Origin of the sequence: Streptomyces lancefieldiae (assembly GCF_031845825.1) — a bacterium.
Lineage (GTDB): Bacteria > Actinomycetota > Actinomycetes > Streptomycetales > Streptomycetaceae > Streptomyces > Streptomyces lancefieldiae.
The window spans coordinates 243,574-266,663 of the sequence record NZ_JAVRFH010000002.1 but is presented as its reverse complement, the minus strand read 5'-3'; the positions used below and the strand labels follow the sequence as shown (position 1 = coordinate 266,663).

The following is a 23,090-nucleotide window of genomic DNA, read 5'->3' as shown; positions in this document are numbered from 1 at the left end:
GGGTCGTGGCATCACGCTGGTCGGGCCACCGGGAGGACGACGAACCAGGGCACGGACGAACGGACAGTGTCCCGGAGCCCGACTTCGCCCGCGCCGTCCTGCGTGATCTCGGCGCGGGCGTGCTCACCCTCGACCTCGCCGCCCGGATCACCTCGGTGAACCCCTGGGCCGAGCAGATGCTGGGACGCTCCGCGCGGGACATGATCGGACACGACGCGCACGACCTCCTGCACCGGCACGCCGACTGCACTCCCGTGCCGAGCGAACGGTGCGCCCTGCGCAACGCCCTGCGCGGATCACCCGCCGAGGAGGGAAGCGAGGAGCACTTCCGGCGGGCCGACGGCACCACGGTACCCATCATCTGGGCGGCCACCCCGCTCCTCGGCCAGGGTCGGCAGCAGGGGCTGGTCCTCGTCTTCCACGACTTCAGCCTGCACCGCGGCGTCGCCGAGGAGCACGCGGCGCGGACCAGCGCCCTGGAGGCCCTGACCACCCAGCTGCACCTGGTCGCCGAGATCTCCACGGTGCTGATCCCCACGGAGCGCACCTCCACCACACTCCGCCGCCTCCTGCGGTTGCTGGTGCCGGAACTGGGCCAGTGGGCGGCGGTCGACGTCTACCCGGGGCAGTCGGACAGACTGGAGCGGGTGGAGGTCCGCAGCAGCACACACCCGCACCGGGCGGGACGGCTGCGGGGGCCGGTGACCTCGCTGCCGGACCCGGCCCGCGCCGCGCTGACCCGGCTGGTCAACGGCGACCGGCCCGTCCCGCTGAACGTGGACCAGGTCCTCCACGCCCCGGAGAACCCGCTCACCGTCACCCACCGGGCACTGTTCGAACGGCTCGGTGGGCACACGGCCGTCGTCGTCCCGCTCCGCACCCGGCAACGGTCCTACGGAATGCTGACCGTGGCCCGTACCGGTGACCACCCCGCCCACACCGAGGCCGAGGTCGCCCTGCTGGCCGACATCGGCCGCCGCGTCGGGCTGGTCCTTGACAACGCCCGGCTCTACCACGAGCAGCAGAACGTCGCCGAGACCATGCAACGCCAGTTGCTCACCCCCCTCCCGCAGGTCGACCACGTCCGCATGGCCGCCCGCTACTGGCCCGCCGAGAGCGCCATGGAGGTCGGCGGCGACTGGTACGACGCCTTCCTGCTCGCCGACGGCGTGATGGCGCTGGTCATCGGGGACGTGGTCGGACACGATCTGCAGGCCGCCGCCCACATGGCCGAGGTCCGCAACATGCTGCGCGCCCTGGCCTGGGACCACCAGGAGCCACCCAGCGTGATCATGCGGCGCCTCGACGAGGCCGTGACCCACACCAGCGACGCGCCCATGGCCACCCTCGTCTTCGCACGCGTCGAAGGGCGCGAGGGCGGTCCCTGGCGACTCCACTGGGTCAACGCGGGCCATCCGCCTCCCCTGCTGATCGCCCGGGACGGAGACACCCGCTTCCTGGAGGGCGGCCACGGCCCGCTGATCGGCATGAGCGCCACCCTGCGCCTCGGTCTGGGCTGGCCCGACACGCGCGAGGATCTCCCGCCCGAGAGCATCCTCCTGCTCTACACCGACGGACTGGTGGAGAGCCGCGACTGTCCGATCGACCTCGGCATGGCCCGGCTGCGCCACCACGCAGGTGTCCTGGCCGGCCGACTGGACGGGTGGAGCGTCGACGGTTTCTGCGACGAGCTGCTCGCGCGTATCGCGCCCCGCGGCGACGACATCGCCCTGCTCGCCCTGCGCCTGCCCCCGGCCGGCGTCGGCGCCCCCGGCGACACCTCGCCGCCCCCGCCGCCCCAGTCCGCGCACAGCCAGGCCACTCCCGACCGGGCCGCCCCCGGCTCGCGGCGTCAGCAGCCCGAGGTGACGGACCCGACCCACGTCGACCCCGAGGAGTAGCGGACCGGGCCGCACGACGGCGCGGGCGGCGCATGCCCTCACCTGCACTCCTGCTCTCCTGCTCTCCTACTCTCCGCGACACGCCGCTGATGCTGCGGGGGCTTTCGAGTCCGGCATCCTCGATGAACGCTCGCGGTTGGTTCCACGCGGTCCTCCCGGAGTTTCCGGGGGGTAGACGCGACTCCACGACCGGACCACTGCCCAACCGGTCGCACCAGCACGCCGGTTGGCGACGGGCCGGCCCGGTGGGCCACCTCCGCGACCCCCCCCCGGGCAGTACCCCCATCCGGGCCGTCGGACCGGCGGGCGTTCACCCGGCTGAGCGCCTTGAGTGGTGCGAGACGGGCGGTTGGCTGACGGTGATTCACGTCGGGACCGGGTCACTTCAGCTGACGAAGCACCAGCTGCCCGGTCGTGACGGAAGGAATCTCAGATGCGTTCAGCTCGCACGGTCCTGGTCACAACGGCCGCGTCGGCCGTCCTCGTCCTCGGCGCTCCTGGCGCCTACGCGGCCGGGGGAGACTGGAACAACGACGACTCTTCCTACAGCAAGGAGCACGACAAAGGAGACAAGCAGGACAAGCCGCGTGGCGGAATGCACACGGGTGGCGGTGCGCTGACCGCGGTCGCCGAGGGCGACTGGGACGGTGGCGACCGTGGGTCCGACAAGGACTCCGACTCCTACAAGGACGGGGGCGACAAGAAGGACGACGGGGGCGACAAGAAGGATGACGGGGGCTACAAGGAGGACGGTGGCGACAAGTCCCGGGGCGGTGGGTACGACGAGCCGCGCGGTGGGATGCGTACGGGTGGCGGTGCGCTGACCGCGGTCGCCGAGGGCGACTGGGACGGTGGCGGCCGTGATTCCGGCGGCGGTCGTGACTCGGGCTCCGAGGGCGGCTACAAGCAGGACGGTGGCGACAAGTCCTGGGGTGGCGGGCACGACAAGCCGCGCGGCGGGATGCACACCGGAGGCGGAGCCCTCGCCACGTCCGGCACGACCGCCGGTGGGCTCGCCGTCCTGGCCGTCGCCGCGACCGGTCTGTACGCCGTCCGCCGCAGGAAGTCGGCCCACGGGGTGGCGTAAGCCATGCCGGGCGATATAGCAGTCGGGCCGCCACCCGCGCACCGCGTGGCGGCCCGGCTCGCGCCCCGCCCACCCCGTCCGCCCTGCCCCAGTGAGGTGGTCCTCGATGGCAGTCCCCCGCTCCTCCCCCTCCGACGACAAGCCGGCACCGACCGGACAGGGATCCCACTCGGGCATGACGGTGCTGTTCGCCGTGGCCCTTCTGGTCCTGGCGGTGAGCCTGTTCGGCGGCAACGACACATCGGCCGACTCCTCCTCCCGCCCGCCGCTCATCGCCCAGCCCGGCGCGTCGGCCCCGTCCGCCGCGTACCCCGGCGCGGCCGCCCCGTCCGCCCCGCCCGACACCGGACCGGCGAAGAGCGACCTGCCACGGTCGAAGCCGGTGCGCCTGCGCATCCCGGAGATCTCCGTCGACGCGCCCTTCACGGACCTCGCCATCGGCGCGGGCGGGCAGCTCGAGCCTCCGCCGCCGGGCGACACCAACCTCGTCGGCTGGTACGCGAAGGGAGCCTCCCCTGGAGAGACGGGCACCTCGATCATCGCCGGGCACGTGGACACGAAGACGTCCGCGGCCGTCTTCGTCCACCTCGACCAACTGGACGAGGGAGACGTCTTCCACGTCGAACGCGCCGACGGACGCAGGGCGACCTTCGTGGTCGACGCCCTGGAGACCTTCGACAAGGACGACTTCCCCAGCGAGCGTGTGTACGGCGACACGGACCGGGCCGAGGTACGGCTCATCACCTGCGCGGGTGACTACGACCACAAGGTCAAGGACTACACGGACAACCTGGTGGTCTTCGCCCACCTCGTCTGAGGTCGCCCGATGTCCGTACCGCGCAGGTCACCCGCCCAGTGCACACGGGTCGCGCGCCACCGGGCCCGGGCACAGGATCGAGTCAGGCTGGCGTCGCATCCCGCGGCCGACGTTCAGTTCCGCCCCCGCGAAGGAGATGTGCGCAGGATGACCACCATGTCCACCCCTGCTTCCGACCCGCTGACGCGACAGGTGTCGCATCAGGTCTCCCAGTCCGTGTTCGACGGCTCCAGACTCCGCGTCGTCCTGCTCGTGGAGGTCTACGACGGAGCTCAGCAGCAGTTCCTCGAGACGTACGAGCAACTGCGCAGCCACGTCGAGTCCGTCCCCGGACACATCAGTGAACAGCTGTGCCAGTCCATCGAGAACCCCTCCCAGTGGCTCATCACCAGCGAGTGGGAGAGCGCCCCGCCGTTCCTGAGCTGGGTGAGCAGCGAAGAGCACGTGCGCATGGTGAAGCCGCTGCACAGCTGCGTCCGGGACACCAGGTCGCTCCGCTTCCACGTCGTCCGGGAGACGAGCCACCCGACGGCGGGCGCCGAGCCCGCCCGGGGCGGGCTCCAGACGCCCCGGATCGGTGACGGAGTGATCCGCCACGCGCTGACCTTCACGGTCAAGCCGGGGAGCGAGGACGTGGTCGCCAAGATCCTCGCCGACTACGCCTCGCCCGAGCCGCAGGTCGACGACACCACGCGGTTGTGCCGCACCTCCCTGTTCCTGCACGGCAACCGCGTGGTGCGGGCCATCGAGGTGCGCGGCGACCTGCTCGCGGCCCTCAGACATGTGGCGGAGCAGCCCGAGGTGAGGGCGGTCGAGGAGGCCATCAACCCGTATCTGGAGCAGGACCGGGACCTCGGCGACCCGGAGTCCGCGCGGGTGTTCTACACGCGGGCCGCACTGCCCGCCGTCCACCATGTCACGGCGGGGGAGCGGGACCCGGCGGCGCGGCGGCACGCACTGTCGTACCCGGCCCGGCCGGGCTGCGGCATGCGGCTGGCCCAACTGCTCGCCGAGCACGACGAGGCGGCGGCGGACGACCCGCGCAGTGCGGTCCTGTGCAGCACGATCTTCCAGCGCGACGACGTGGTCGTACGGCTGATCGACGTACGAGGCGACCTCGCCGCCGATCCGGCGGTGACCCTCGGTCTCCCGGACGCCGGCCGGGTGGCCGAGCTGACCACCCTCCTGGACGGCCCCGCACCGGCGGACACCTCCGCGGCCGAGGGCGGCGTCCTCGCCCGTGCCCTCGAGGGCGCCCGCATGGAACCCGTCACCGACCGCCGCTCGCCCGACGCCTGACCCGTCCCCGCGACGTGAGCGCGCACATCGGCCGCCGGACCGCGACGTACGCGGTGCGGCGGCCGATGAGCCGTGTGTCGCCCGGTCAGCTCACTCGGGCACGGTGCAGTCGAACGCGTGCAGGTAGGGGTTGACCGGGCGGATGTCGCCGATGACGAGGCCCGCGTCGGTCAGCCGGCCGACCATGCTGTCGGTGGTGTGCTTCGCGCCGCCGACGTTGAGCAGCAGCAGCAGGTCCATGGCGGTGCTGAACCGCATCGAGGGCGTGTCGTCGACGAGGTTCTCGATGACCACGACCCGCGCGCCCGGCCCGCCCGCCTCGATGACGTTGCGCAGGGCGCGGGCGGTGCTGTCGTCGTCCCACTCCAGGATGTTCTTGATGATGTACACATCGGCCTGCACGGGGATGGCCTCACGGCAGTCACCCGGCACGATCCGCACCCGGTCCGCGAGCGAGCCGCCCTCGCGCAGCCGCGGGTCGGCGTTCTCCACCACCCGCGGCAGATCGAGCAGGATGCCCCGCATCGACGGGTACTTCTCCAGCAGGCTCGCCACCACGTGCCCCTGTCCGCCGCCGATGTCGGCGACCGACGTACTCCCGGACAGGTCCAGGAGTGCCGCCACGTCCTCGGCCGACTGCCGGCTGGACGTCGTCATGGCGCGGTTGAAGACCTCGGCCGACTGGGGAGCGTCCTCGTTGAGATAGGTGAAGAACTCCTTGCCGTACAGGCCCTCGACGACGTTGCGGCCGGTACGCACCGCCTCGTCCAGATGAGGCCACGCGTCCCAGGTCCACGGCTCGGTGCACCACAGCGTGATGTAGCGCAGGCTGTGCGGGTCGTCCTCGCGCAGCAGCCGGGACATGTCGGTGTGCGCGAACGTCCCGTCCTTGAGCTCGGCGAAGACGTCGTAGCAGGTCAGGGCGCGCAGCAGCCGGCGCAGCGGCCGGGGCTCGGTCTTCACCGCGGCCGCGAGGTCCTCCACGGCCATGGGGGTCTCGCCGAGGGCGTCGGCGACGCCGAGCCGGGCCGCCGCGCGGAGGGCGGCGGCACATGCCGCCCCGAACACGAGCTCCCTCAGCCGCATGGGCGGGGGTGGGGCGGTCTGTGCGGTCGTCATGTGCCGCTTTCCTTCCTTCTTCGGTCCACGGATTACTGGGGCCGGCCGGTCAGCACAGGCCCGCGGGCCGGGACGCCGAGCAGGTGTTGCCGTTGAAGGTGTTGGTCGTGCCGGTCTCGGTGCTGACGATGTCGGCCGGGGCGTTGTCGCGCAGCCTGTTGCCGATGACCTCGTTGCGTTCGCCGGTGACGCCCACCATGCTCTTGAACAGGACGATGCCGCCCGACAGCGGGGAGTCGCCGGAGTTGTCCTCGACCGTGTTGTCCACGACCCGGACCTTCTCGGTACCGGTCAGGACGATGCCGGAGCCCTGCAGAGCGGGCAGCCGCTCGGTCTTCGGGCAGGACTTGTTGTTGCTGACGACATGGTTGCCGCGCACCATCAGGTCGCCGGCCTTCGGCTTGTTCTCGTCGCCGACGACGAACACGCCCGCGCAGTTTCCGGTGACGTAGTTGTCCGCGACGCTGAGGTTGCGCAGGCGCCGGACGGTGAGGCCGATCCGGTTGTCCTCGAGCTGGTTGCGCTCGACGATCGTGCCCCGGGTGTCCTGGGAGCCTTCCTCGGCGGTGATCGTGTTGGCGACGAAGATGCCCGCGTCGCCGTTGTCCCGGGCGGTGTTGCCCCGGAAGACGCCGCGGACCGACCGCTCCTGGGCGATGCCCCAGATCCCGTTCCGCACGGCCGTCACGTTCCGCACGGTCAGACCGTCGGTGGCCGTCGAGTAGACGCCGGTGCGGGTGAAGCCGGTCACGGTCAGGGAGGAGACGGTGACGCCCTTGAGCTTCTCGCTGTTCGTCCCGACCACGCAGATGCCGTTGCCGCCCTCGGCGCACGTGTTGTCGGGGTCCTTCTCCGTGCTCGGCTTGATGACCGTGTCCCGGCCCATGCCGCGCAGGGTGAGCCCGGGCGTGCTCACGTTGACGCTCTCGCGATAGGTGCCGGGGGCGAGGAGAACGGTGTCGCCCGGCTCGGCAGCGTCCACTGCCTTCTGGATCGATTGCCCGGGGAGGACGAGGTGGGTCATGTGGCCTGCGGACGCCGGAGCCGCACCGAGCCCCGTTCCGATCATCGCTGCGGTGCACACCAGGTACACGGCGTGACATTTCTTCATGTTCCGCACGCTATGCCCGATATTGTCGCGTGCGGGCCGGATGGGCCATCCGACGGCGTGTCAGGTACGGCCGGTGAACGGTGTGTCCGTCGTCGCGACCCGGGGTGTGGCGAGGGCGTTTTGCCCGTCCCCCGGTGGCAACCTGGGCGGCATGGGCAAGACCGCGCTGATCGTCATCGACATGATCAACACCTACGATCACGAGGACGCCGAGTCACTGATTCCCGCCGTGGAGTCCGTGCTGCCGGCGCTGACCCGCCTGCTGGACCGGGCGCGGGGACAGGGCGTCCCCGTGATCTACGTCAATGACAACTTCGGCGAGTGGCGCTCGCACCACGGCGAGATCCTCGACAAGGCCCTCTCGGGACCGCAGTCCCGCCTCGTCGAACCGGTGCGGCCCGACGGGTCCTCCCTCTTCGTGGTCAAGGCACGCCACTCGATCTTCTTCGAGACCCCGCTGACCTACCTGCTCCACCAGCAGGGAATCGACCGGCTCGTGCTGTGCGGACAGGTGACCGAGCAGTGCGTGCTCTACTCGGCCCTCGACGCCCACATCCGTCACCTGCAGGTCATCGTTCCGCGTGACGCGGTCGCCCACATCCACGCCGACCTCGCGGACGCGGCGCTGCGCATGATGCAGCGCAACATGGGCGCCCGCGTGTGCGACAGCGGTGAACTGTGGCCGTGAGGCCGGGGACAGCGCGGGGGAGGCGTCCGGCGGGCCCGTGTGCTCCGTCCGGCGCAAGGAGGCCGCGGTCGGCGCGACGCCACCTCTCACCCGGTGTAACAGTCTCCATATGATCTGTAGACGACATGCTCGTACGAGCGACGTGCGCAGTTCTCACGGCCTCGGCGTCCGGACCGCTCTGGCGGTCCTCGTCACCGCGACCGCACTGGGCGCGACCACCGCGGCGGCCTCACCCTCGGTCCCCGTGCGGACCGACTGGGACGCCATCGCCGCCTGCGAATCGGGCGGCGACTGGAAGGCGAACACCGGCAACGGCCACTACGGCGGCCTGCAGTTCGCGCACTCGAGCTGGGTCGCGGCCGGTGGCCTCAAGTACGCCCCGCGCGCGGACCTGGCCACCCGCCGGGAACAGATCGCCGTCGCCGAACGCCTGGCCCGCATGCAGGGCATGTCGGCCTGGGCCTGCGCCTGAGGCGTCGTCGACCGCCACGTCGACCGCCTGTGCCGCGCCGGCCACGGCCGACCGGGTCGCCGTGTGGACCGGGGTAACCCGTGGGCGTGCACGTGTGCCCGCGACCCCCGCGCTCCGTCTTCTCGCGCCGGCGGGCGGGCGACCCCCTTCCCCGGGGGATCCGAGGGACGCCCGGACGTGCCCCGCCGATACGCCCGGGGCCGCCTCGCACCGCTTCCTCCCCGTGGCGCCGACGGAGTCACCCGGTCTTCCGCGCGGGCACCGGTACGGCGGCGGGCCGCGACAGTCCGTAGTGCTCGCGCAGTGTGGTGCCGTCGTAGGCGGTGCGGAACAGCCCCCGTGTCCGCAGGATCGGCACCACGTGGTCGGCGAAGAGATCGAAGCCGCCGGTCAGCCAGGGCGGCATGATGTTGAAACCGTCGGCCGCTCCGTGCTCGAACCACTCCTGGATCTCGTCGGCGACCTGCTCGGGCGTGCCGGCCACGACACGGTGGCCGCGGGCGCCCGCCAGGCGGTGCAGCAGCTCGCGGACCGTGGGCTGTTCACGGTCGATGATGTCCAGGACGAGCCGGAAGCGGCTGCCGTTGCCGCGCTCGCCCCGGGTTTCGATGAGCCGGCGGGGCACCGGACCGTCCAGCTGGTCCGCGCCGAGCTCGAGACCCAGCAGGCGCTGGAGCAACTGGAGCGAGTACTCCGGCTGGGTGAGTTCGTCGAACTCCTCGTGCAGCGCGCGTGCCTCCGCCTCGGTCGAACCGATGAAGGGGCTGATGCCCGGCAGCACGATCACCTGGCCCGGGTCACGGCCGAGCGCCGCCGCCCGCGCCTTGAGGTCGGAGTAGAACTCCTGCCCGCTGCGCAGCGTCTGGTGTGCGGTGAACACGGCCTCGGCGTACGCGGCGGCGAAGGAGCGGCCGTCCTCGGACGAACCGGCCTGGACGTAGACCGGCCGGCCCTGCGGGGAGCGGGGGAGGTTCAGTGGTCCGCGCACCTTCAGGTGGCGGCCCGTGTGGTTGATCTCGTGGATGCGGTCGGTGTCGGCGAACACGCCGGTCTTCTGGTCGACGACCAGCGCCTCGTCCTCCCAGCTGTCCCACAGCTTCGTCACCACGTCGACGAACTCCCGTGCGCGGTCGTACCGTTCGGCGTGCACCGGGTGGGCGTCGAGACCGAAGTTGGCGGCGGCCTGCGGGGCACCGGTGGTCACGATGTTCCAGCCGGCCCGGCCCTTGCTGAGGTGGTCCAGTGAGGAGAAGAGACGGGCCAGGTTGTAGGGCTCGGTGTAGGTGGTCGAGGCCGTCGCGATCAGGCCGATGCGCTCGGTGGCCGCGGCGACGGCCGACAGCCAGGTGAACGGTTCGAGCCGGAAACGGCTGGCGTAGCGCACGTTGTCCGCCAGGGAGGGTCCGTCGGCGAAGAACACGGCGTCGAACGCGGCCTGTTCGGCCCGGCGAGCGAGGCCCTTGTACAAGCCGATGTCCAGGAGCCGGCCGGGATCGGTGCCGTGGTGGCGCCAAGCGGCCTCGTGGTGGCCGCCCGGGTAGACGAACAGGTTCAGGTGCAGCTTCCGGGCGCTCATGCCGCGCGCTCCTCCCCGACGACCTCGGCCGTCTCGGTGGTGTCCATCGGGTCGGTGGTGTCAGTGGCGTCGGTGGTGTCGGCGGGGTCGGTGGTGTCGGTGGTGCCCACTCCCAGCCGGGCCAGCAGTCGGCCGCGCAGGGCCGCGTACTCGGTGCTGCCGTGGCGGCGCGGTGCCGGGAGCTCCACGGGAAGGTCGGCCGCGATCCGGCCCCGGTCCAGCACCACGACCCGGTCCGCGAGTGCGATGGCCTCGTCGACGTCGTGCGTGACGAGGAGCACGGCGGGGCGGTGCCGTTCGCACAGCCGCCGCAGCAGGGTGTGCATCCTGATCCGGGTCAGTGCGTCCAGGGCCCCGAACGGCTCGTCCGCCAGCAGCAGTCGCGGCTCGCGCACGAGGGACCGCGCGAGCGAGACACGCTGCTGCTCGCCGCCGGACAGTTCCACGGGCCAGCCCCGCTCGCGTCCGGCGAGACCGACCTCGGCGAGGGCGGCTCGGCCACGCTCCTCGGCGAAGGGCCCGCCCAGGCCCAGGACGACATTGTCGAGCAGCCGCTTCCAGGGCAGCAGCCGTGCGTCCTGGAAGACGACGGACACCTGGTCGGGGGCGGTCAGCTCGCCGCTGCCCGCCACCTCGTGGTCGAGCCCGGCCAGGGCCCGCAGCAGCGTGCTCTTGCCGGAGCCGCTGCGTCCGAGCAGTGCCACGAACTCGCCCGGTGCGATGGACAGGTCGAGCCCGTCCAGCACCCTGCGCTCACCGAAGGAACGCACCAGGTTCTCGATGCGGACCGTCGCCCGGTCCTCGGCCGTGTTCAGCCCGCCAGCGTGCGCCGCCACGACAGGGCCCTCCTCTCCACGAGTCGTACGAGGGCGTCGGAGACGAGGCCGAGCAGGCCGTACACGACGAGACCGACGATGATGACGTCGGTCTGCCCGTACGTCCGCGCGAGTTCCATCATGTAGCCGATGCCACTGGTGGCGTTGACCTGCTCCACGACGACCAGCGCGAGCCAGGCCCCGGTCACCGCGAAGCGCATGCCGAGCAGGAAGCCGGGCAGGGCGCCGGGAAGCACGACATGGCGGACGAAGGCGAGCCGGCCGAGGCCCACGGTCTCGGCGAGTTCCGCATAGCGGTTGTCGATGGTGCGCAGTCCGTTGTGCGTGTGGATGTAGACCGGGACGAAGACGCCGAGCGCGATCGTGATGACCTTCATCGTCTCGCCGATGCCGAACCAGAGGATCAGCAGGGGTATCAACGCCAGCGAGGGGATGGCCCGCTTGATCTGCACCGGACCGTCGATCACCGCCTCGCCGAGCCGGCTGAGACCGGAGACGAGCGCGAGGAGCAGCCCGGCCGCCACCCCGAACAGCAGCCCGAAGAACGCGCGTTGGGCGGAGGTGGTGAGGTGGGACGGCAACTTGCCGTTGTCGATCAGGTCGCCCGCGGTGTGCGCGATGGTCCACGGTGCGGGCAGGCTGCGCACGTCGACGAGGCCGAGTCCGGTGGACGCCGCCCAGAGCCCGAGCAGCAGTACCGGGCCGATCGCCCAGCCGTACGGCACGGGCTTGCCGGGGCCCAGGCGCCTGCGGCGCGGGCGGCGCGGGCGGACCGTGCCCGCCGGGGCCTTCGCCGCAGGGGGCGCCTGCTTGTCGTAGACCGTGGTGCTCATGGTGTCGTCCCTTCGCCCAAGACGGCCTCGGCGGCCACCGGCTCGTAGCGGCGGTCGAAGAGCAGGTCCGCCTTGAACGGTTCGCGGTCCTGTGCCTCGGCCAGCAGGTCGATGGTCTGCTGCTGCCGGTGGATGGCGGCGGTCCAGTCCGCGGGAAGGTCCGGATGACCGGCGCGTTGAACGAGGTACGCACCGTCCTCGGGACTCAGTCCCTGGTCCTCGACGTAATATCCCGCGACCCATTCCTCCGGATGTTCGTCGATCCATATCTGCGCCCGCGCCCAGAATTTCACGAGCTCGCGGACGGCTGCCGATTTCTGCGCGTCGGCGACGGATTCGGTCAGTGCCCACAGGTGCGCGGGGTCGTCCCGGAGCCCGTGCTTGACCGTTGCGCCGCCTTCCTTGCCGTAATTCGTCAGATAGCGCTTGATGTTGACGTCCGCGATGGGGGCGGCGTCCACCTGCCGGTTTCCGAGCGCCGTCGGATAGACGTCTCCGGTGCTCGCGAGTTCGACGAGTTCGACGTCCTCCTGTGTGAGGCCGGCCTTTTCCAGAATGCGCAGGACCAGTGCCCCCTGGGCCTGTCCCGGGCTGTAGGCGATCTTCTTTCCCCGCAGGTCCGCCGTCGTGCGGATGCCGGAGCCCGGGGCCGTGCCCAGCTCGTAGACGGGGTTCTCGATCGGATCCGTGCGGAACTTCACCGCCACCAGCTTCGTGTCGAGCCCCGTCCAGTGCGCGTTGATCGACGGGATGTCCGCGGCCGAGCAGATGTCGAGGGCGTCGGCCCGGAAGGCCTCGGAGCACTGGGGACCGCCGCTGATGTTGGCCCACTTCACCTTGAAGGGCAGTTCGTCGATCTGCCCCGACAGTTCCAGGGCGACCTTGAGGTCGGGTGCTCCAACCGTGAGCGTGGTGTCGCGGGCGACCGCGGCCGGGATCTTGTCGCCGGAGACGTCCTTGCTGCTCGCGGTGGACTGCGGCGGGGCCACGCACCCGGTGAGAGCGAGCAGGAGCGCCGATGCGACAGCGACGGGAAAGCGCCGGGATCCGGGCATGGGTGTGCTGGGGGTCATGACGGCCTTCGCGGGATACGGGAGTTCAGGGCAGTGGGGCGGTGGAACTCAGCTACACACCGCGGTGGCGACACGCATCAGATCGATGGCCCGCCTCTTTCGGAACTGCCGGGATTTCCGCATGCCGTGGACGCTATCCGCGGGGCAAATAGGGGTCAAGGCCCGCTGGTCGACTCTGCCGTGGCTGCAATGACGCATTCGCCGGTGTGTCACGTTCCGGAAACACGTCATGTTTCCGAAACGAAGAACACACGCCGGTCCCCGGGGGGATTATCCGTGAGCGCGCCGGCCCGAGTAGGCCGACCAGCGGCCGTCGCGCCTGGCCACCGTGATGTCGCGGCCGAAGCAGGAGGTGAGCAGCGCGTCGGTGAGGACGCCGTCCACGGTCCCCCGGGACAGGGTCCGGCCCTCGCGCAGCAGCAGGGCGTGGCTGACGGCCGGGAACAACTCCTCCAGATGATGGGTGACCGTCACGGTGGCCAGACGCGGTCGCCCCTCGGCCAGTTGGTGCATGGCCTCGACGAGGTCCTCGCGGGACGGCAGGTCCAGCGCGTTGAACGGCTCGTCCAGGAGCAGCAGGGCCGGATCGGCCATCAGTGCCCTGGCGATGAGGACGCGCGCCCGCTGCCCGCCCGAGCAGACGCCGTACGGCCGGTCGCTCAGCTCCTTGATGCCCAGTTCGGTCAGGAGATCGTGGGCACGGAGGCGGACTTCGTCGTCGTACGTCCGCCACAGGGGTTGCACGGTGCCGCTGTGGCCGGTGAGCACGACCGCGTGGGCGGTGAGGTCCTGGGGCACCCGCTGGGCGGAGGCGACATGGCCGATGCGCGCCCGGAGCTCACGGACGTCGACCCGGCCGAGCCGGCTGCCGAGGACCTCGACCGTGCCGGTCGTGGGGTGCATGAGCGCGCCGAGCAGCCGCAACAGGGTGGTCTTCCCGGCGCCGTTGGCGCCCAGCAGGGCCCAGTGCTCTCCCGGCCGGACCGTCCAGTCGATGCCGTCGAGGATGACCTGGTCCGTCGTGTAGCGGCGGACGCTCACGTCCCGGAGCCGGAGCACGGCCGTCCGGTCCTCGGCCACCACGGAATGGGTTGTCTGCCCGGTCATACCGAAGCTCCTTTGCGGGGGACGCCGTCTACCCGGGAAACGGTAGATGCATTCACCACGCGCTTGCCGAACCGTCCGTTTCCTGGACGAGGTCGTCGGCGCCCGCGTCCAGGGGCCGTCGGGTCTGCGAGCGTCACCGGCCGCCGACGAGCCTGCCCCCGCGGTGAGGGAGGCAGGCCAGTCGGGAGTGTGCGGGGCCGGGCCCGGGGGTGAGCCGCTCAGACGCCCGCGACCGACTGGATCCAGGAGCGGTAGGCGGTCACGTTCGTGTACGCCGTGGTGGTCTGCCGGTCGCTGGTCGAGGCGACGCCCACCTGGACACCTCCGGCCATCATCGGGCCGCCGGAGTCGCCGCCCGCGGTGATGCCGTCGACGGGGCGGGCGCAGATCGCCGAACCGTTGTAGGCGTCACGGCAGCCCTGGGTCACACTGACGTTGGCGACCTTCAGGTACTGGGACTGGCAGTTGATCTCGGAGCCGCACCTGGAGGTGGCTCCCCAGCCGTAGACCTGCACGGTCTGGCCGACCCGTACGGTGCCGGGCTGCCCGAGGCGCGCGTAGGAGGCGGAGACGGAGCGGTCGAGCCGCACCAGTGCGAGGTCCGCCGAGGGGTGGGTGGTGGTCTGCACGCCGTTGGCCACGGTGCCGCCGGAGCCCTGGTCGAGGCTGCCGATGCGGAAGGACAGCCCTCCGCCGCCGACGCAGTGCTTGGCGGTCAGGATCCAGGTGGGGGAGATGATGGTCGAGCTGCACGTCTGGGCGCCGTTGGAGAACAGCCGGGCCGCCCAGGGGGCGTTCTGCGCGTATCCGCCGCCGATGATGGGCTGGGGGCCGCCGTCACCGGGCCGGGGCTCCGCGGCGGAGGCGCTCGGGGCGAACGCGAGGGCGGACAGCAGGGCGGCCATGAGGGCGGGGACGAGTCTGGTTATGCGCAAGGCTCCTCGATTCCGACGACACGCGTCGGGGCGCGTGTGGGTGTGTGGGGGCGCCCAGCATGTCCGGCCCGGATCCGGGGCCACCAATCCCGACTTCTCATAACGCGCCGTTATGCCGGTGGGCCGGCCCGGGCCGGCGAGTCCGTTCTGCCGTACACGCTCAGCAGCGCGGCCCGGGGCCGCACGGTGGCCGCGGCGACGGGGCGTACGACGTGGCCGCGAGGCGAGTTCCCAGGGCGCCGGCCCTCGACGGCGGTGCCGGTCCTGCCGCGCCGCCTGTCGACGTGGCGGGCGATCGCCGCGCGGTGATGGCCGGTCGGAGCCGGCGCCGTTCGCGGCGGCGAGCCCGCGGCCCCGGGCGCGGTGACTCCCGGAGGCGATCCGTGCGACCGGGTGGGCAGGCCGCCCGCCCTGCACACCGGACGCCCGGCTCAGCGGAGCAGCAGCTGCACAAGGGCCACGGTGCCGACCGTCACGACGAGTACCCGCAGGACCAAGGGACTGAAACGGCGGCCCACCTTCGCTCCGCCGTAACCGCCGAGACCGGAGCCGACCGCGATGAGGAGGACGGCCGTCCAGTCGAAGTCCGCGGCGAAGAGGAAGAAGAGCGCCGCGACGGTGTTGACGACGGCCGAGAGCACGTTCTTGACGGCGTTGAGGCGTTGCAGGGACTCGTCCAGGAGCATGCCCATCAGGGACAGGTAGATGATTCCCTGCGCGGCGGAGAAGTAGCCGCCGTAGACACTGGCGAGGGTCAGGCCGCCGAACAGCAGGGGACCGCCGTCGCGGCGGGCGGCGGAACCGGTGCGCTCGCGGCGGCGCCGCACCAGACTGCTGAGCCGGGGCTGGAACGCGACCAGCACCAGGGCGAGGCCCACCAGGACGGGCACGATGGTCTCGAAGGCACGGGCGGGCAGGGCGAGCAGCAGCGTGGCCCCCGTGAGGCCGCCCAGCAGCGCGCCGACGCTCAGCTTCAGGACGCGCCGACGCTGCCCGGCCAGTTCCCTGCGGTAGCCGATGGCCCCGCTGACGGAACCGGGGATGAGGCCGAGCGCGTTGGAGACCGTGGCGGTGACGGGCGACAGTCCCGTGGCCAGCAGCACCGGAAAGGTGATCAGTGTCCCGGAGCCGACGACGCTGTTGATGGCGCCGGCTCCGACGCCCGCCGCGAACACCGCGGCCATGGCTTCCGGCGTCACGCCGTGCCGTCCCGTGCCGGCCCCGCACTCCGACGGAACGTGTCCTGGGCATCTTTCACGGGGCCGACTGTACCCACCGAAGAAATCGCAGCATGGGGCGGTCTCCCACCGGCCCCCAACCGGTCCTGGCTGAACAGATCTTGACGTCAATTCACCTGATCACACGGTGATACGATCACCGCGTTTGCGGAGCGGGCGGATGGGTGAAAGACGGCATCCCCGACTTCAGGGACGGCCCGGGCAGCAACCCAACCCCGGTACGGGCAGTCCACCGGGCCGCCCGCGTAGACGGGAATTCAGCAAGCCGGCCGTCAGTCGCCTGAAGAGAGTCTTATGACGGAATACATGGGGAACCCCTTGCTCTGGGTCCTCCTCGTCGCCCTCGCCGCCGCCGCCGTGCTCGTCAGCCGCCAGCGCAAGGCGGCCCGGGCTCTGCGGCAGGAGGTCCAGGGCCTCAGGGATCATTACACGCAGCTGGAGAACGATTACGGAAGGTCCGTTCAGGCGGCTCAGGAGCGGGCTGAGGACGAGACGAAGACCGTCCTGAAATCGGCCATGCGGACCCTGCAGGGCCTCGCCGCCGAACAGCAGTTGGTCCTCTCCCGGCTGCAGACCAAGTACGGGGACTCGGCGCTCCTCCAGGACCTCCTGGAGATCGACCACACCAACTCGCAGTTCGGCCGGCGCGCCCAGTCCATCGCGGTTCTGTGCGACGGCTGGCTGGGCGGCCGGCGTGACACCGCCTCGGTGTACGACGTGGTCCGCAGCGCCCAGGGCCGGATCCGGCACTTCCGCCGGGTGGAGATCCTCTCCCAGGTCGACTTCGGCATCACCAGCCGGGCCGTCGAACCCGTCGCCCTGGCCCTCGCCGAGCTGCTCGACAACGCCACCAGCTACTCCAGCCCGGACACCGTCGTCGAGATCAACATCCGGACCGTGCCCAAGGGCATCTGCGTCGTCGTCGACGACGCGGGCGTCGGCATGAGCGACGAGGAGCGCACCCGCGCCGACAAGCTGCTCGCCACCGAGCGTGCCTCGGGCGTGGCGGGGCTCGGGAATCCACCGCAGTTCGGCTTCGCGGTCATCGGCCTGCTGTGCGAACGCTTCGGCTTCGAGGTGTCGGTGGACTCCTCCTCCCCCTACGGAGGTGTGCGCGCGGTCGTCCTGCTGCCGCACGAGCTGCTCACCGGCATGCCGGACAAGACGGCACCCGCCCCGGCCGCCCGCGGCACGGCCCGGCCGGGCCCGGAGGGTGGCCCGGAGGCCGCGCTCGCCCCGTCCCAGACCAGCGACGGACTTCCCCGGCGGCGCCGCAAGCGCCCGATGGCCATCGTGCCCGGCAACCCCTCCACCCCGCGCTCCGCCGGCCGCTCCGACTCCGAGCAGGCGCAGGTCATGGCGGCCTTCCAGCGGGGCACGCAGACCGGCCGTGTCACCCGGCCGGGGGACACGGACCGGACGAGCAGAACACCTGGTGCAAGCAGCGAAGGACATGAGGACTCGTGAACGACGATCTGTCATGGATGCTCGACAGCGCCCTGGAGATTCCCGGGGCCCTGCACGCGGTCCTGATATCGGCCGACGGACTGCTGATGGCCCGGACGCAGGACTTCGACAAGGACGACGCGGACCGGGTCGCCGCCGCGATGAGCGGTGTGCAGTCACTCAGCCGCACCCTCGCGTTCTTCTGTGAGGACCCGCACCAGGCCTGGCGGCAGACCCTGGTGGAGTTCGACGGCGGCTGGGTGTTCCTGATATCCGCCGGCGAGGGAGCCTACCTCGGCGTCTCCGCCTCCCCGGAGGTCGACATGGCCGACATCACCTTCCGGATGCAGCAGCTCGTCGCCCAGCTCGGCAAGCGGCTGACGACACCGCCGCGCGAGAACCTCGGCAGCCGCTCGTGACCGGCCACGACGGCTGGGAGCCGGAAACCGCCGCATTAGTACGTCCGTACGTCATCACCAAGGGCCGCGGGCTGCCCGACGACGAGCAGCTCTCCCTCATCACCCTGGTGACCGCGTCCGCCGACCACGCGCAGCGGCCCACCCGGCTGTCGCCCGAGGAACTGAACCTGCTCGACCTCTGTTCCGCCGGCTACCTCTCGGTCGCCGAGATCGCCGGCCACACCCACTATCCGCTGGGCGTGGTGCGGATCCTGCTGGCATCCCTCATGGAAGGCGGCTACCTCATGACCCGCCCGCCGGTGGCCCGCGCCCGCCTCGCGGACAAGGAGATCCTGGAGGAGGTGCTCAATGGTCTCCGCGCCAAGTTTGGGTGAGCAGGACTACGTACGCGGCGGAGCAACCCAGACCGCGGTGAAGATCCTCGTCGTCGGGCACTTCGCGGTGGGAAAGACCACGCTCATCGGCTCCATCTCGGAGATCGAGCCGCTGTCCACCGAGGAGACGATGACGCAGGCCGCCGAGTCGGTCGACGACCTCAAGGGGGTCCAGGGCAAGACCACCACCACGGTCGCCATGGACTTCGGCCGTCTGACGATCAGCGACCGCGTCGTGCTCTACCTGTTCGGCACTCCCGGCCAGCAGCGCTTCGTGCAGATGTGGGAGGACATGGCCCGCGGCGCGCTCGGCGCCCTGGTGCTGGTCGACCCCGAGCGGCTGGCGGACTCCTTCCCGGTGATCGACCTGATCGAGCAGTACGGGCTCGAATACGCCATCGCCGTCAACCACTTCGACGGCGCGCCGCTGCGCGACGAGCGAGCGCTGCGGGAGGCCCTGGACCTGCTCGACGACACCCCCGTCGTCACCTGCGACGCCCGCGACGAGAAGTCCTCGGCCGCCGCACTGACCACCCTCGTCCGCTACTTGCTGGACCACACCCGCTAGGAGCTGGGAGCAGAACATGGACGCTCACGACACCGCCCCGGTGCCACCACCCGGGTGCCCGGCCCACGGCTCGGGTGCCCGTGTGCCGCTGCACGGGCCGGAGTTCGCCGCCGACCCGCAGGCGTACTACGCGTACCTGCGCCACTACGGGGCCACCGCGCCCGTCGAGCTGGCCCCCGGGGTGGAGGCGACGCTGGTCACGGACTACACGGCGGCGCTCCAACTGCTGCAGGACTCCGGTTCGTTCCGCAAGGACGCGCGTCGCTGGCGGGCCTTCAACGAGGGCAAGGTGGGCCCGGACAGCCCGGTCGCGCCGCTGCTGGCCTACCGGCCCAACTGCATGTTCGCCGACGGCGCCGACCACCTCAGGCTGCGGCAGGCGGTCACCGACAGCATGGCCCGGGTGGACACCCGCCGGCTGAGCCGCAGCACCGAGCAGATCTCCGGTTACCTCATCTCCCAGTTCGGCGGCCGCGGCTCGGCCGACCTGCTCGGCGACTACGCCCGGCAGCTGCCGCTGTTCGTGTTCAACGAACTCTTCGGCTGCCCCGCCGAGATCGGCGACCGGGTGCTGTTCGGCATCTCCGGGATGTTCGACGGGATCAACGCCGACAAGGCCACCGAGGTGCTGTTCCAGGCGGTGGGGGAGCTCGTCGCGCTCAAGCGGGGCAAGCCCGGGGACGACGTCACCTCCTGGCTGATGCGGCACGAGGCGCAGCTCAGCGACGAGGAGATGGTCCACCAGCTGGCGCTGCTGCTGGGCGCGGGGGCGGAGCCGCTGCGCAACCTCATCGGCAACACCCTCCACCGTCTCCTCACTCACGACCGGTACGCCCGTGAGGGCGGCCTGATCGACGAGGCCCTGGACGACACCCTGTGGGAGAACCCGCCCATGTCGAACTACGCGCCGCACTACCCGGCCGCCGACACGGAACTCGCGGGACAGCACCTGCAGGCGGGCGACCTGGTCCTGGTCAGCTTCGCCGCGGCCAACACCGGTCCGGCACTCAAGGCCTCGCGCCAGGCCGGCAGCAACCGCGCGCACCTGGCCTGGAGCGCGGGCCCGCATGCCTGCCCGTCGAAGGAACCGGCCCGGCACATCACGGTCACCGCCATCGAGCACCTGTTCAACGAACTGCCGGATGTCGAACTCGCCGTCCCCGAGGAAAGCCTGACCTGGCGTCCGGGCCCGTTCAACCGGGCCCTGGCCACGCTGCCGGCCCGCTTCACGCCGGTGCGGTCCACGCGGCGCGCCGATCCGCAGCCGAGCACCGCGGCACCCGGGCCCCAGCAGGCGAGCGGTCCGGCCCGCCCGGCCGAACGCGGCGGCATGTGGAGCCAGTTCCTCAACTGGCTCACACGGTGACATGCGTAACACCCGCCCAACCTGCCTCTTTCGCATGAAGGTTCAACGGCACGGGTAGTGAGCAACGCGGCAAGTCGCTCACGAGTAAAAGGAGGTTTCGTGGACCACATATCCACGAAGGCCGCTTCCCCGCCGCTGAACCCCCCGATACCCGCCTCGCCAGGCGGGTATCTCTTTGTCCGGCTCCGGCGGGGGAGGGGCCGGTGACCCCCGCACCGACGGCAGCGGGCCTGCGGGACGCGGCGACGCTCGGCGCCCTGACCAGCGGTCAACTGCGAAGACTCGGCACGGTCGCCGGCCTGTCCGAGGCCGACGTCGAGACCTACGCCGACGTCTTGACCGACTCCCTGGGCGCGGTGGCCGGACGTTCGCTGCACCTGCCGCCGCCCACCCGCACGTTCCTCTCGGACGACCACACCCCCGTGGAGTTCTCGCTCTCCTTCCAGCCGGACGCGGCGCCCGCCCTGCGGGTGCTCCTGGAACCGGGCTGCGGCGCAGACAGCCTGGCCCACAACGGCCGTGCGGGGCTCGAGGTGATCCGGGCGATGGCGCGGCGCTGGCACTTCACCACCGGCCCGCTCGAGCGACTCCAGGACCTGTTCCTGCCCACCGCTCCGCACGGCCCCCTCGCCCTGTGGTGCGCACTGGAGCTGAGACCCGGCGGCGTGCCCGCGGTCAAGGTCTATCTGAACCCGGCCGCGAACGGGGCGGAACGTTCCGCCGCAACGGTGCGCGAGGCTCTGCACCGGCTGGGCCACCGGCGGGCCTTCGCCGGCCTGCCCCAGGGCAGCGGATACCCGTTCCTGGCCCTGGACCTCGGGGACTGGGAACAGCCCCGGGCCAAGGTCTACGTGCGCCACGACAACCTCACGGCCGGCCAGGCCGGGCGGCTGTCCCGCATGGACCGCGGTCCCGGTCCCGCGGCGGTCGAGGGCTTCTTCCGCACGGCCGCGGGCGTCGGTCCCGACGTGACGGGGCTCAGCAGGCGGCCCGGCCTGTCCTGCCACTCCTTCACCGACACCGGCAGCGCGCGGCCGAGCGGCTTCACCCTCCACATCCCGGTCAGGGACTACGCCCGGCACGACGGGGAGGCGCTGGCGCGTGCGACGAGCGTGCTGCGCCACCACGGCATGGACGCCTCCGTGCTCGTCCGGGCCCTGGCCGCCGTCACCGAGCGGCGGCCCGAGGACGGCGTGGGGCTGATCGCCTACCTGGCACTGGCCCACCAGCGGGGCCGGGCACCGCGGGTGACGGTGTACCTCTCCTCGGAGGCGTACGCGGTCAGGCCGCCGGTCGTGGAGGCCTCCCGCCACGCGGTGGCGGTGAGCTGAGCGGACCGTCCGGACACGAGAGGGCTCCCGGTGGATCGCACCGGGAGCCCGGGGTGCGGCCGGGTGCCGCCCACGACGCCCGGCGGGGCGGCTACACGGGCAGGGACTCCCGGAACTCCGCCAGGTACGGGCCCACGTCGACCTGGATCGACGCGCCCTGGGTGCGGCCGTAACGCTGGGCGATGGCGGCGAGGTACGTGCCGATCTCCTCGCGCATCTCGCCCGCAGGGGGCAGCGTGACCTCCTGGTCGATGATCCGAGTCACCCACCGCGCCTGGGCCTCCACCAGCCGGGTGATCGCACCCACGGGCCGGACCAGGCCGACGAAGTACAGGCCCGGCCGGTCGGCCGGGACGACCCGCCGGTACAGCTCGACCGAGCCGTCCGCCGCCACCGGGCAACCGGCGGGCAGGAACGGGAAGGTCATGTGGAAGCCGGTGCAGTAGACGACCGCGTCCGCCGCCACGGAGGTGCCGTCGGTGAAGACGACCCGGTCGCGGTCGAACGACTCGATCGCCGGCTTCGGGGTCACGGCGCCGTGCCGGATCCGGCTGAGGATCTCGTCCGACAGGGTCACCGCCGAGGAGAAGACCGGGTGGTCGGGCTCGGGCAGCCCGTAGTCCGACAGCCTGCCCCGCGCGACGAGCAGGGCCTGCTCCACCCAGCGGCGCTGCTCGGCGAAGGACATCTCGCTCCACCAGGGCGCCTCGGCGATCTCGTCGACCGACATCCCGAAGAGCTGCTTGGGCACGATGTGCAGGCCCCGGCGCACCGAGAGCACCGTCTCGGCGGCGTGCCGGGAGAGGTCCGCCGCGATGTCCACCGCCGACGCGCCGAGGCCGACCACGACGACGCGCTTGCCGGCGAAGTCGGCGCCGGTGTGGTAGTCGAGGGAGTGAAGAATCGTTCCGGCGAAGGCCTCGGAGCCTGTCGGGAGAGGGTCGGGCAGAGCGGGGTCGGTGTGGTGCCCCGAGGCGACGACCACGTGCTCGAACCGACGCGTCGTCACCGAGCCGTCCGCGCCACGGCTCTCGACCGACCACATGCCGTCCGCGTCCCGGCCTACGGACACGACCTCGGTGCGCAGTTCGACCCGGTCCAGGATGCCGGCCCACTCGGCGAAGGACCGCAGATACGAGGCGACCTCGCTGTGCCGGGGGTAGAGCGGGTACGAGGACGGCATCGGGAAGTCGGTGTACCCGGTCAGCTGCTTGGCCGTGTTGAGATGCAGTGACAGGTACCCGGGGCCCCGCTCGCCGGCCTGCGGCTGACGCCAGATCCCGCCGACGTCGGGGGCCTTCTCCAGGCAGACGAACCCGATGCCCCGCGCCTCGAGAGCGTGGGCCACCGCCAACCCGGACAGACCTGCACCGATCACACACACACGCACGGGATTTCCCCCCTGGACGAACTCAACCTCCCCCGATCATGCACTGCCTGCCCATCCGCATCACTTCGCACACCAGTACCAGCGGTGAACGGGTGTGTCCGTCC

General features: G+C 71.4%; 22 protein-coding genes. 12 read left to right on the top strand and 10 right to left on the bottom strand.

All coding sequences use genetic code 11. The features are described 5' to 3' along the window. Positions 1-5: 5 nt before the first annotated feature. The 4 genes from RM812_RS03230 to RM812_RS03215 all read left to right on the top strand — a co-directional run bounded on the left by RM812_RS03230 (position 6) and on the right by RM812_RS03215 (position 5,104). A complete protein-coding gene (locus RM812_RS03230) occupies positions 6-1,901 on the top strand; it encodes a SpoIIE family protein phosphatase (RefSeq protein ID WP_311570831.1) in 1,896 nt (631 codons plus the stop codon). Between the two features lie 433 nt (positions 1,902-2,334). Further along, positions 2,335-2,988, top strand: coding sequence for a hypothetical protein (locus tag RM812_RS03225; RefSeq protein ID WP_311570830.1), 654 nt, complete (start codon positions 2,335-2,337; stop codon positions 2,986-2,988). Positions 2,989-3,094: 106 nt separating this feature from the next. Continuing rightward, positions 3,095-3,805 carry a class F sortase gene (locus RM812_RS03220; RefSeq protein WP_394816415.1) on the top strand — a complete coding sequence of 237 codons (711 nt, stop codon included), beginning with the start codon at positions 3,095-3,097 and terminating at the stop codon, positions 3,803-3,805. Between the two features lie 147 nt (positions 3,806-3,952). After that, a complete protein-coding gene (locus RM812_RS03215) occupies positions 3,953-5,104 on the top strand; it encodes a SchA/CurD-like domain-containing protein (protein WP_311570829.1) in 1,152 nt (383 codons plus the stop codon). Positions 5,105-5,194: 90 nt separating this feature from the next. Here RM812_RS03215 and RM812_RS03210 read toward each other — a convergent pair whose 3' ends face one another. Beyond that, entirely contained in the window at positions 5,195-6,223 is a 1,029-nt protein-coding gene (locus RM812_RS03210; protein WP_311570828.1) for a methyltransferase, read from the bottom strand. 49 nt (positions 6,224-6,272) lie between these two features. Then, positions 6,273-7,334, bottom strand: coding sequence for a right-handed parallel beta-helix repeat-containing protein (locus tag RM812_RS03205; protein WP_311570827.1), 1,062 nt, complete (start codon positions 7,332-7,334; stop codon positions 6,273-6,275). Between the two features lie 151 nt (positions 7,335-7,485). Between RM812_RS03205 and RM812_RS03200 the strand changes: the two genes are divergently transcribed. Both RM812_RS03200 and RM812_RS03195 read left to right on the top strand, forming a co-directional pair. After that, positions 7,486-8,022: an isochorismatase family cysteine hydrolase gene (locus RM812_RS03200; RefSeq protein ID WP_311570826.1), complete on the top strand. Its 537-nt coding sequence runs from the start codon at positions 7,486-7,488 to the stop codon at positions 8,020-8,022. Between the two features lie 109 nt (positions 8,023-8,131). Further along, positions 8,132-8,494 carry a transglycosylase family protein gene (locus tag RM812_RS03195; protein WP_394816414.1) on the top strand — a complete coding sequence of 121 codons (363 nt, stop codon included), beginning with the start codon at positions 8,132-8,134 and terminating at the stop codon, positions 8,492-8,494. Between the two features lie 238 nt (positions 8,495-8,732). Here RM812_RS03195 and RM812_RS03190 read toward each other — a convergent pair whose 3' ends face one another. The 7 genes from RM812_RS03190 to RM812_RS03160 form a co-directional block, all read right to left on the bottom strand. Beyond that, entirely contained in the window at positions 8,733-10,070 is a 1,338-nt protein-coding gene (locus RM812_RS03190) for an LLM class flavin-dependent oxidoreductase (protein WP_311570824.1), read from the bottom strand. Further along, complete coding sequence (locus RM812_RS03185; RefSeq protein ID WP_311570823.1) at positions 10,067-10,906, bottom strand: ABC transporter ATP-binding protein; 840 nt, start codon at positions 10,904-10,906, stop codon at positions 10,067-10,069. The genes RM812_RS03190 and RM812_RS03185 overlap by 4 nt, the downstream gene beginning before the upstream one ends. After that, positions 10,882-11,739 carry an ABC transporter permease gene (locus RM812_RS03180; RefSeq protein ID WP_311570822.1) on the bottom strand — a complete coding sequence of 286 codons (858 nt, stop codon included), beginning with the start codon at positions 11,737-11,739 and terminating at the stop codon, positions 10,882-10,884. Before RM812_RS03180 ends, RM812_RS03185 begins: the two co-directional genes overlap by 25 nt. Continuing rightward, on the bottom strand, positions 11,736-12,812 hold the full coding sequence (locus RM812_RS03175) for an ABC transporter substrate-binding protein (protein WP_311570821.1): 1,077 nt from the start codon (positions 12,810-12,812) through the stop codon (positions 11,736-11,738). The genes RM812_RS03180 and RM812_RS03175 overlap by 4 nt, the downstream gene beginning before the upstream one ends. Positions 12,813-13,082: 270 nt before the next feature. Beyond that, positions 13,083-13,919, bottom strand: coding sequence for an ABC transporter ATP-binding protein (locus RM812_RS03170; protein WP_311570820.1), 837 nt, complete (start codon positions 13,917-13,919; stop codon positions 13,083-13,085). 218 nt (positions 13,920-14,137) lie between these two features. Further along, positions 14,138-14,854, bottom strand: a complete 717-nt coding sequence (locus RM812_RS03165) for a S1 family peptidase (protein ID WP_311570819.1) — start codon at positions 14,852-14,854, stop codon at positions 14,138-14,140. A 431-nt stretch (positions 14,855-15,285) separates the two neighbouring features. Further along, positions 15,286-16,038: a sulfite exporter TauE/SafE family protein gene (locus RM812_RS03160; protein WP_311570941.1), complete on the bottom strand. Its 753-nt coding sequence runs from the start codon at positions 16,036-16,038 to the stop codon at positions 15,286-15,288. 348 nt (positions 16,039-16,386) lie between these two features. Between RM812_RS03160 and RM812_RS03155 the strand changes: the two genes are divergently transcribed. The 6 genes from RM812_RS03155 (at position 16,387) to RM812_RS03130 (ending at position 21,596) form a co-directional block, all read left to right on the top strand. Beyond that, on the top strand, positions 16,387-17,559 hold the full coding sequence (locus RM812_RS03155; protein ID WP_311570818.1) for an ATP-binding protein: 1,173 nt from the start codon (positions 16,387-16,389) through the stop codon (positions 17,557-17,559). Continuing rightward, positions 17,556-17,957: a roadblock/LC7 domain-containing protein gene (locus tag RM812_RS03150; RefSeq protein ID WP_217139810.1), complete on the top strand. Its 402-nt coding sequence runs from the start codon at positions 17,556-17,558 to the stop codon at positions 17,955-17,957. The genes RM812_RS03155 and RM812_RS03150 overlap by 4 nt, the downstream gene beginning before the upstream one ends. Then, positions 17,954-18,331 carry a DUF742 domain-containing protein gene (locus RM812_RS03145; protein ID WP_311570817.1) on the top strand — a complete coding sequence of 126 codons (378 nt, stop codon included), beginning with the start codon at positions 17,954-17,956 and terminating at the stop codon, positions 18,329-18,331. The genes RM812_RS03150 and RM812_RS03145 overlap by 4 nt, the downstream gene beginning before the upstream one ends. Next, positions 18,306-18,899: a GTP-binding protein gene (locus RM812_RS03140; RefSeq protein WP_311570816.1), complete on the top strand. Its 594-nt coding sequence runs from the start codon at positions 18,306-18,308 to the stop codon at positions 18,897-18,899. The genes RM812_RS03145 and RM812_RS03140 overlap by 26 nt, the downstream gene beginning before the upstream one ends. A 16-nt stretch (positions 18,900-18,915) precedes the next feature. Beyond that, entirely contained in the window at positions 18,916-20,265 is a 1,350-nt protein-coding gene (locus RM812_RS03135) for a cytochrome P450 (RefSeq protein WP_311570815.1), read from the top strand. Between the two features lie 203 nt (positions 20,266-20,468). Continuing rightward, positions 20,469-21,596 (top strand): tryptophan dimethylallyltransferase family protein, encoded by a 1,128-nt coding sequence (locus RM812_RS03130; protein WP_311570814.1) that lies wholly within the window; start codon positions 20,469-20,471, stop codon positions 21,594-21,596. 91 nt (positions 21,597-21,687) lie between these two features. On the opposite strand, the gene RM812_RS03125 is transcribed toward RM812_RS03130, so the two are convergent. After that, positions 21,688-22,986, bottom strand: a complete 1,299-nt coding sequence (locus RM812_RS03125) for a flavin-containing monooxygenase (RefSeq protein WP_311570813.1) — start codon at positions 22,984-22,986, stop codon at positions 21,688-21,690. Between the last annotated feature and the right edge of the window lie 104 nt (positions 22,987-23,090).

Bases quoted from the DNA above. Each gene is read 5' to 3' on its own strand.
- RM812_RS03225 (WP_311570830.1), top strand. From the start codon at position 2,335: ATGCGTTCAGCTCGCACGGTCCTGGTCACAACGGCCGCGTCGGCCGTC.
- RM812_RS03220 (WP_394816415.1), top strand. From the start codon at position 3,095: ATGGCAGTCCCCCGCTCCTCCCCCTCCGACGACAAGCCGGCACCGACC.
- RM812_RS03215 (WP_311570829.1), top strand. From the start codon at position 3,953: ATGACCACCATGTCCACCCCTGCTTCCGACCCGCTGACGCGACAGGTG.
- RM812_RS03210 (WP_311570828.1), bottom strand. From the start codon at position 6,223: ATGACGACCGCACAGACCGCCCCACCCCCGCCCATGCGGCTGAGGGAG.
- RM812_RS03205 (WP_311570827.1), bottom strand. From the start codon at position 7,334: ATGAAGAAATGTCACGCCGTGTACCTGGTGTGCACCGCAGCGATGATC.
- RM812_RS03200 (WP_311570826.1), top strand. From the start codon at position 7,486: ATGGGCAAGACCGCGCTGATCGTCATCGACATGATCAACACCTACGAT.
- RM812_RS03195 (WP_394816414.1), top strand. From the start codon at position 8,132: ATGATCTGTAGACGACATGCTCGTACGAGCGACGTGCGCAGTTCTCAC.
- RM812_RS03190 (WP_311570824.1), bottom strand. From the start codon at position 10,070: ATGAGCGCCCGGAAGCTGCACCTGAACCTGTTCGTCTACCCGGGCGGC.
- RM812_RS03180 (WP_311570822.1), bottom strand. From the start codon at position 11,739: ATGAGCACCACGGTCTACGACAAGCAGGCGCCCCCTGCGGCGAAGGCC.
- RM812_RS03175 (WP_311570821.1), bottom strand. From the start codon at position 12,812: ATGACCCCCAGCACACCCATGCCCGGATCCCGGCGCTTTCCCGTCGCT.
- RM812_RS03170 (WP_311570820.1), bottom strand. From the start codon at position 13,919: ATGACCGGGCAGACAACCCATTCCGTGGTGGCCGAGGACCGGACGGCC.
- RM812_RS03160 (WP_311570941.1), bottom strand. From the start codon at position 16,038: ATGGCCGCGGTGTTCGCGGCGGGCGTCGGAGCCGGCGCCATCAACAGC.
- RM812_RS03155 (WP_311570818.1), top strand. From the start codon at position 16,387: ATGACGGAATACATGGGGAACCCCTTGCTCTGGGTCCTCCTCGTCGCC.
- RM812_RS03140 (WP_311570816.1), top strand. From the start codon at position 18,306: ATGGTCTCCGCGCCAAGTTTGGGTGAGCAGGACTACGTACGCGGCGGA.
- RM812_RS03135 (WP_311570815.1), top strand. From the start codon at position 18,916: ATGGACGCTCACGACACCGCCCCGGTGCCACCACCCGGGTGCCCGGCC.